Origin of the sequence: Xanthomonas axonopodis, assembly GCF_001304695.1 — a bacterium.
GTDB classification, from domain to species: Bacteria; Pseudomonadota; Gammaproteobacteria; order Xanthomonadales; family Xanthomonadaceae; genus Xanthomonas; species Xanthomonas axonopodis.
Genome location: NZ_JFAQ01000183.1, coordinates 1 through 7,369, shown reverse-complemented (window position 1 = coordinate 7,369; position 7,369 = coordinate 1). Strand labels below are relative to the sequence as shown.

At 65.5% G+C, this 7,369-nt stretch carries 8 protein-coding genes and 1 pseudogene; 4 read left to right on the top strand and 5 right to left on the bottom strand.

The genetic code is table 11. The features are described 5' to 3' along the window. From XAXN_RS15905 to rpe, 4 genes are all read right to left on the bottom strand, one after another. A partial coding sequence (locus XAXN_RS15905; RefSeq protein WP_134984842.1) for a transposase occupies positions 1-206 on the bottom strand: 206 nt, incomplete at its 3' end. Positions 207-574: 368 nt separating this feature from the next. After that, entirely contained in the window at positions 575-1,504 is a 930-nt protein-coding gene (yegS, locus tag XAXN_RS15900) for a lipid kinase YegS (RefSeq protein ID WP_054320269.1), read from the bottom strand. Positions 1,505-1,738: 234 nt separating this feature from the next. After that, a complete protein-coding gene (locus XAXN_RS15895; protein ID WP_042821148.1) occupies positions 1,739-2,230 on the bottom strand; it encodes a GNAT family N-acetyltransferase in 492 nt (163 codons plus the stop codon). Next, positions 2,227-2,928 (bottom strand): ribulose-phosphate 3-epimerase, encoded by a 702-nt coding sequence (gene rpe, locus XAXN_RS15890; protein ID WP_174515568.1) that lies wholly within the window; start codon positions 2,926-2,928, stop codon positions 2,227-2,229. The genes XAXN_RS15895 and rpe overlap by 4 nt, the downstream gene beginning before the upstream one ends. Positions 2,929-3,184: 256 nt before the next feature. Between rpe and XAXN_RS21860 the strand changes: the two are divergent. Continuing rightward, positions 3,185-4,026: pseudogene (locus XAXN_RS21860) on the top strand (outer membrane protein). Between the two features lie 139 nt (positions 4,027-4,165). Here XAXN_RS21860 and XAXN_RS15875 read toward each other — a convergent pair. After that, a complete protein-coding gene (locus XAXN_RS15875) occupies positions 4,166-4,495 on the bottom strand; it encodes a J domain-containing protein (protein WP_005912611.1) in 330 nt (109 codons plus the stop codon). 206 nt (positions 4,496-4,701) lie between these two features. On the opposite strand from XAXN_RS15875, the gene XAXN_RS15870 reads away from it, so the two are divergent. The 3 genes from XAXN_RS15870 (at position 4,702) to XAXN_RS21850 (ending at position 7,329) form a co-directional block, all read left to right on the top strand. Continuing rightward, positions 4,702-5,628 carry a phosphoribosylaminoimidazolesuccinocarboxamide synthase gene (locus tag XAXN_RS15870; protein WP_054320267.1) on the top strand — a complete coding sequence of 309 codons (927 nt, stop codon included), beginning with the start codon at positions 4,702-4,704 and terminating at the stop codon, positions 5,626-5,628. 462 nt (positions 5,629-6,090) lie between these two features. Continuing rightward, positions 6,091-6,528, top strand: coding sequence for a hypothetical protein (locus XAXN_RS23525; RefSeq protein WP_338133122.1), 438 nt, complete (start codon positions 6,091-6,093; stop codon positions 6,526-6,528). Between the two features lie 369 nt (positions 6,529-6,897). Then, complete coding sequence (locus tag XAXN_RS21850; protein WP_241148161.1) at positions 6,898-7,329, top strand: hypothetical protein; 432 nt, start codon at positions 6,898-6,900, stop codon at positions 7,327-7,329. Positions 7,330-7,369: the final 40 nt, after the last annotated feature.

Below are 7,369 nucleotides of genomic sequence, written 5' to 3'. Positions count from 1 at the left end.
CGCCAGCAGGTCATGCCGCTGCCATCGCCAAGTTCCAAAGGCAGGTCTTCCCACGCAATGCCCGTGCGTAGCACATAGACGATGCCGTTGAGGGCCTGCTGATCACTGACACGAGGTCGTCCACCTTTGGGGGAAGGCTTGACCTGCGGAATCAGTGGCTCGATGCGCTTCCACAGCGCAATAGGGATCTCGTTGCGACGTGTCATGTCGGCAATGTTGCCGCCGAATCAACAGAATTCAAGGGTTTTGTTAGCCGCTCTTAGGCCGCGTGCTTGTCATTGCTCCGTTTCTGCCGCCCTGACTTCGTCTGAGCTGCAGCCACCCCGTTGCGCCGATCGTTGCTCCGTTTCAGCCGCAGCGTTGCGCAGTCGTTGCTCCGCTGAGCCGCAGCGCCCCCTTGAAGCCGTCATTGAGCCGGCGTCGGTTGGGTTGACATGCGATTGTCCGGGTCTACCGGACTCGTTCATGGAGGAGGCATGGCACTACCCGTTCGCGCGCATGCATCAACCGGGCGACCGCACATCAGCGCAGGCCGATCACGCTCTTCCGATTCCCGATTCCCGATTCCCCGCACTCAGCCACCGACCAACGGGCAGTCGGCGGGCAAATGCATTCGCAGCCGCGCCGGGACGCATTCGATGCGGAAGTGCTGTGAGGTTTCCGGTTCGCCGTCCAGGTTCAAGGTCAGCGGTTGCTGGGAAACGATTTCCAGCCACGGCACGCGGGCGCGCACCGCGACGCGTTCGAGCGCGGCCTGTTTGCCGCCGGTGACCAGGGTGCCGAGCGTGGCAGCCACCTCGCCATCCAGGTCCGGGACGATGGTGACATCCAGCAGGCCGTCGTCGATCAGGGCCTCCGGGCACAGCGCCTGGCCGCCTCCGGCCTGGCGCCCGTTCCCCAGCCCGAGTGCGATGAATTCGCCTTCCCAGCTGAACTCCAGGCCGCTGAAGCGGGCGCTGATCGGGTCGATGCGGCCCAGCCGCGACATGCCGGTGATGAGATAGGCAAGACCGCCGAGCATCTTCTTCAGGCCTTCGTCGGTTTCCACGGTAACCTGGGTGCCGAAGCCGCCGCTGGCCACATTCGCGCACCAGTGCGGGCCATGGTCGGCGTGGATACGCAGCAGGTCGAACGGCTGCGCGACACGCCCGGCGATCAGGTTCAACGCCTCCAGCGGGGCGATTGGGACGTTGGCGGCGGTGGCAAAATCGTTGGCAGTGCCCAGCGGCACCAGGCCCAGCGAGGGCAGCGTGGCCGCATCTCCCTCGTGGTGTGCCAGCGCGGCGGCCACTTCGCTCAGGGTGCCGTCGCCACCGGCGGCCACCACCGTGTGCACGCCATCGGCCACCGCCTCGCCCACATAGCGCTCGGCATCGCCGTCTTCCCAGGTGACCCGCACATCGAGCTGGATGCCGCGCTTGCGCAGCGTTGCCACCGCCTCACGCAGGTCCATGTTGTCGGTGGACTTGCCATTGAGGATCAGACGCCAGTGGGACGGGGCCATGCGCGCTGCCGATGCTGTGAGGGGAATGGCCGCAGGCTAGCAGCGGGCCAATGGGCAGATCGTGAATAGGCGCCGCCGGCGCACTGTCATTGCCGTGTCATCCATGACCCGGAGAGTGGAAGGCCATAGCAGGGACGACGGGCGGAGGCAGGATCAGCCTCCAATGTTCTTGAAGGCCGCTTCCTCGGGAGCGGCCTTCCTTTTGCGGGACCCCGACGTCCTGGCGCGCCCGGCTCAGCCGCCCGCCGCAAACGCGGCCAACCGTTCGCCGTCGAGCCGGTACACGGTCCAGCCGTCCATCGGGCGCGCACCGACTGCCTTGTAGAAGTCGATGGCCGGCTGGTTCCAGTCCAGCACCGACCATTCGAACCGCCCGCAGCCACGCTGCACGGCCAGCTGCGCCAAGTGCCGCAACAGCGCAAGGCCCGCGCCGTTGCCGCGCGCTTCCGGTCGCACGAACAGGTCTTCCAGGTACAGGCCATTGCGGCCCAGCCAGGTGGAATAATTGAAGAAATACACTGCAAATCCCAGCGCCTGGCCGTCCTGCTCGCAGATCAGCGCATGCGCGGTGGCGCCTTCGCCGAACAGACTGGCGCGCAACTCCTCCAGGCTGGCCTTGACCGCATCCGGCTCGCGCTCGTACACCGCCAGCGCGGTGATGAGTTCATGCAGCAGCGGCACATCCTCAGGCGTGGCGCTGCGGATCTGCGGCGCGGGCCGGCTCATCGCACCGCATTCACCGCCGCGCGCATCTGCGCAATCACCTGCGCATAGTCGGGCGCATTGAAAATGGCAGAGCCGGCAACGAAAGTATCGGCGCCGGCGGCGGCAATCGCACCGATGTTGTCCGCCTTGACGCCGCCATCGATCTCCAACCGAATCGGCTTGCCCAGCGCATCGATCTTCGTGCGGATTGCGCGCAGTTTGTCCAGCGCAGACGGAATGAAGGCCTGCCCGCCGAAGCCCGGGTTGACCGACATCACCAGCACCAGATCCAGCTCGGGCAGCACCCAGTCCAGAATATCCACCGGGGTGGCCGGGTTGAGCACCAGCCCGGCCTGGCAGCCATGCGACTTGATCAGCTGGATCGTGCGGTGCACGTGGCGACTGGCTTCGGGGTGGAAGCTGATGGTGGTGGCACCGGCGTCGGCGAAATCCGGCACGATGCGGTCCACCGGCTCGACCATCAGGTGCACATCGATCGGCGCGGTGATGCCGTGCTTGCGCAGCGCCTGGCACACCAGCGGGCCGATGGTGAGGTTGGGCACGTAGTGGTTGTCCATTACGTCGAAGTGCACCCAGTCGGCACCAGCCTTGAGGACGTTGTTCACTTCCTCGCCCAGGCGGGCGAAATCGGCGGACAGGATGGACGGGGCGATCGCCGTCGGTTGCATGGGCAGCTCGGAAAAATGCGGGAACGCCATTGTCGCAACCGTGGCCCGGCGAGGAAAGCCGAATGCCCCGGGCGCCACGAGGCCCGCGCCACGGGTAGGCCGCCGATAGCACCGCGGGCGCCACGCCCGGCAGCCCGCAGTCATCTCGCGACCGCGCGCCCGTCCGCTGCATCGATGGCTCCGTCGCCGTGCCATGCCGCCCCCAGTGCCAGCCCGCCTGCATCCAGAGCGGGCGCGAGCGCGTACGTACCTGACCGGCGCGCCGCGCCAGATGCAAGCAGATCGCATGAAACCGACCCCGCTCGCTTCCGCCGCTCTCGTCCTCTTCGTCCTGGCACCTTCGGCCTGGGCGCAATCCGGTCCCGCTGACTGGTCCGGTTTTTCCATCGGTGCCAACGTCGGTGGCGCCGATCCGGCCGGCGTCTCCGGAGGCCGCTTCGGCTTCGATACCAATCTGGATGGCCGCGACGGCGACCAGGTCAGCACCGCGACCGGTGCCGATGCGTTTTCGCCCGGTTTTTCTGCGGTGGCGCAGTGGCGGGGCGCACTCCGGCCAGTGGCTGCAGCAAGCACAAGGGCGGTGCCGAATACGGCGCACGGCTGAGCTACGACTGGCAGGTCGGCAGCTGGGTTTATGGCGTGGTCGCCGAATACACCCGCAACGATGTCCGCGACAGCGTCAGTGCCTTCAGCACGACGCCCGCGTTTTATACCTTCACCCGCCAGCTCAACCGCACCGCGGCGTTGCGCGGCCGCATCGGCTACGCCTTCGGCACGCAGGGCGATTACCTGGCCTATGTCACCGCCGGTGTGGCGCGTGGCGAATTCGACCACAGCTTTGCCAGCAGCAATACCGCCAACAGCTTCACCAGCAGTGGCGGCGACAGCGCAGGCGGCTAGCAGGCCGGCATCGGCTTGCAGCGGCGCCTGAGCGACAAGGTCTCGGTCGGCGTGGAATACCTGTTCGCCCGCCTGCAGGACGACGACACCCGCGTGCGCGTCGGACCCGGCACCGCGCCGGCCACCAACCCCTTCCTGCGCGTCGATCCGGCCGGTACCGATCTGCGCCGTACCGATACCGATGTTTCGACCAATGCGCTACGCCTGACCGCGACCTACAGGTTCTGAGAACCGGGTGCGTGCGTGCCCGCGGCGCCTGATCGTGATGATCAGGCGTTTCTATTGCGTAGCGCCTTTTCGATGTGCCGGCCTGCCGCGCCGACCACCGGCACTGCTGAACGCAGCAGTTTTCAGCGCAGCGTTCGCGTTAGCGCTTGCGCAACCTTTGAATCCGGTCGTAGGCGGCGTTGATCTGGCTGGCCTTCTTTTCGGCCTGGCGGCGGGCTTCCGGGTCGGCGTTGGCAACCTTGTCCGGGTGGTAGCGCGACATCAGCCGGCGATAGGCCAGGTCGATCTCGGCAGTGGTGGCATCCGGCTCCAGGCCCAGCGCTTCGTACGGATTTTCCGCGCGCCGTTTGAACCAGCCGGCGTCGACGGCATGGCCGATGGCCAGCCCGATCATCAGCCCCACCACCGGCGCCCCGCGAAACAGCAAGGCGCCGGCCAGTGCGCCGAGCAGTTTTCCGTACCAGGACATGGGGCGATCGGGGTCGGGAGGCGGGCTGCGATCTTACCCGAACGCCCGCCCGGCCTGGCTGACGGCGCCTGCACAGGCCCCACCTCGCAGGCTCCAATAAATTCTGCGGGCGGCGGCGAAGCGCCGTACACTACGCGGCCCGCTGCCGACCCGCGGGCCCGCCGGGTCCCGGGGACAGCGTCATAGCGACGTCCTTAGGAGTGCCTGTGCCGACCACGCTGTTGCAATCCGATCTGCCCGGCCTGCCGTTGCGTCACCGTGGCAAGGTCCGCGATGTCTTCGATATTCCCCGCGACCGCCTGCCCGCCGATGCGCCCCCCGGCGACTATCTGTTGATGGTGGCCACCGACCGCCTGTCCGCGTTCGACGTGGTGCTGCCCGATCCGATCCCCGGCAAGGGCGAGATGCTGTGCCAGGTGTCCAACTTCTGGTTCCACAAGATCGAACACCTGATGCCCAACCACCTGGTGGACATCCGCGTGGAGCAGGTGTTGCCCGAGGGTGTAGATCCGGCCTTGTACGCCAAGCGCGCCGTGGTCACGCGCAAGCTCAAGCCGGTGCCGGTGGAAGCCATCGCACGCGGCTATGTGATCGGCAGCGGCTGGAAGGATTACCAGCGCACCGGCAAGATCAGCGGTATCGAATTGCCCGATGGCCTGCGTCAGGCCGAGAAACTGCCCGAGCCGATTTTTACGCCTTCGACCAAGGCAGCGGTTGGCGACCACGACGAAAACATCGACTTCGATGCAATGGTCAAGACGGTCGGCGCCGAACTGGCCGAGCGCGTCCGCGATGCCACCTTGCGCATCTACCGTTTCGCCGCCGATTTTGCTGCCGAACGCGGCATCCTGCTGGCCGATACCAAGTTCGAATTCGGCACCGATGCCGATGGCCGCCTGTACATCATGGACGAGATGCTGACCCCGGACTCCTCGCGGTATTGGCCGGCCGACCAATACGAACTGGGCACCAGCCCGCCGAGCTACGACAAGCAGTTCGTGCGCGATTATCTGGAAATCCTGGACTGGGCCAAGACCGCGCCTGGCCCGCACCTGCCGGCCGACGTCATCGATCGCACGCGCGCGAAATATGCCGAAGCGCTGCAGCGGCTGGCGGGTATTTCGGTGGATTGATTGCGAGCCCCCGACTGAAGGGGGGAGGCGGCGCAGTACGCAGACGCCGCCATGACTCGGAGCGCCGACATACTCGGCGCTCCGAGTGCCCGACTGCCGACTGGGCCAGTTAGGTGGTTGCGCGTGAAGCTTCACGACGGCTGCGGCACACACTCACCTGCCAGTCTCTGCACCGTACTCACCGCGATGGTGTGTTCCCTTGCCCAGTAAGGTTGCAATGGCTCGGCTCAGCCCCTTCTTCCCCGGATGGTCTGCCTTGCGCAACGGGATACTTGCCGGTTTAGTGCTCGCACTGAGCGCCTGCACGGCCGGCCAATCTGCACCCCACGCCGTTCCCACAGCAGCACCGGTAGCACCTGCGAAAAACAACGCGCCGGCAGCATTGCAGGTCAACGCCAGACTTGGCGCGTGGATACAGGCCGCCGGGGTAACTGCACGGATGTAACGGCTGCAAAAGGATGCATGGCGGGCAATATCGACGCGGGTGATTTTTACGATGTGGAGTTTTCGCCCGATTGTGGCGATAAGGGATTCTTCGCCGGCGTAGCGCAGGCGAACGGAGTAGATCTGTTAGATGTCGTTCCCGTCACCGGCAGCAGCGCGACGGCGACGGCGACGGCGACGGCCAATCTTGCCCAAGGCCAGCTCGTCTGCGTCCAGGCGGTCGGCCGCGCCGGACAGACCCCGCGGTATTACTACGTTGCCGCGATTCCAGCCAGCACCATTGCAAAGTGCAAGAACAACGCATTGTGTAAAACCTATGGCGACAGGCCGATCAATAAGATCACGCCTGCAAGTGGCGAGAGCTGTCACCCGATAGCACCAGGACAATACGTTGGCAATTGCGCGCAAGGATGGGTGAGTGCGGACGCACTCGATGTATTTTCGAACGGAATTTAGTTGTCCGCGCCAACGGGTGATTTCCAGGCAACCCGTACATCACCGCATGACGATTTCTGCGATAGATCAAGATGAGGTACCCTGCCTGTGTTGACGACAATCAACGGCATTGGAATCGCTTGAGCAACCGGCCACCGTCACTCTGGTCAGCCCCCCAGGGTGCTGGCCTGCCGCGTGCCGGCGCGGCACCCTCGCCCCGCAAGCCTTCACGCAGTTGCACGCAACGCGCGGATACCATCCCGCCCGCTCGCACATCGCTCGATACGATCAAGAGGATCCGTTGGACCTTTTACGAACATCCCTGATGCCCTCGCACTGAGCCTGGCGCTGGTTGCCTGCAAACCGCAAGCAGAGCCCGCAGGCGCGGCAATGCCCGCGGCGACAACAGACGCAGCGGCTGCCGCGCCTGCGGCCTCGACGCCTGCTGCCACTTCGGCCACGCCCGCTCAGCCGACAACCTACCCGACCGCCGACTTCTCTGCATTTCTAAAAAGCTTCAGTGCAGACATCGCGACCCAGGACAAAGCCACGGCCGACCCGCTGACCATGATCCGGATCGATCCGGATGCGCAGCCGGAACCGGCGCCAGTCACTCGCCAAGTTGCGCTGGCCGACGTCAAATGGCCAGTGATCCCGAATCTGGACGTGGCCCGCTCCGCGGGACGCGAGGTGATGGAGTCCGAGGACGCAGGAGGTCGCCAGGTGCTGGTCCGCACACCTGACAGCAGCGATCAACAGGTCTACCACTTTGCCAGGCGCCCGTGCTGGACCCTGGTCAAGGTCGACGACCAGTCGCTCTAGGTGTTCAGTCCCGGCACTAGATGGATCGGATTCACTTTGA

Excerpts from the sequence above, each read along its gene's own strand:
- yegS (WP_054320269.1), bottom strand. The coding sequence starts at position 1,504 with ATGGCCCCGTCCCACTGGCGTCTGATCCTCAATGGCAAGTCCACCGAC.
- XAXN_RS15895 (WP_042821148.1), bottom strand. The coding sequence starts at position 2,230 with ATGAGCCGGCCCGCGCCGCAGATCCGCAGCGCCACGCCTGAGGATGTG.
- rpe (WP_174515568.1), bottom strand. The coding sequence starts at position 2,928 with ATGGCGTTCCCGCATTTTTCCGAGCTGCCCATGCAACCGACGGCGATC.
- XAXN_RS15875 (WP_005912611.1), bottom strand. The coding sequence starts at position 4,495 with ATGTCCTGGTACGGAAAACTGCTCGGCGCACTGGCCGGCGCCTTGCTG.
- XAXN_RS23525 (WP_338133122.1), top strand. The coding sequence starts at position 6,091 with ATGGCGGGCAATATCGACGCGGGTGATTTTTACGATGTGGAGTTTTCG.
- XAXN_RS21850 (WP_241148161.1), top strand. The coding sequence starts at position 6,898 with ATGCCCGCGGCGACAACAGACGCAGCGGCTGCCGCGCCTGCGGCCTCG.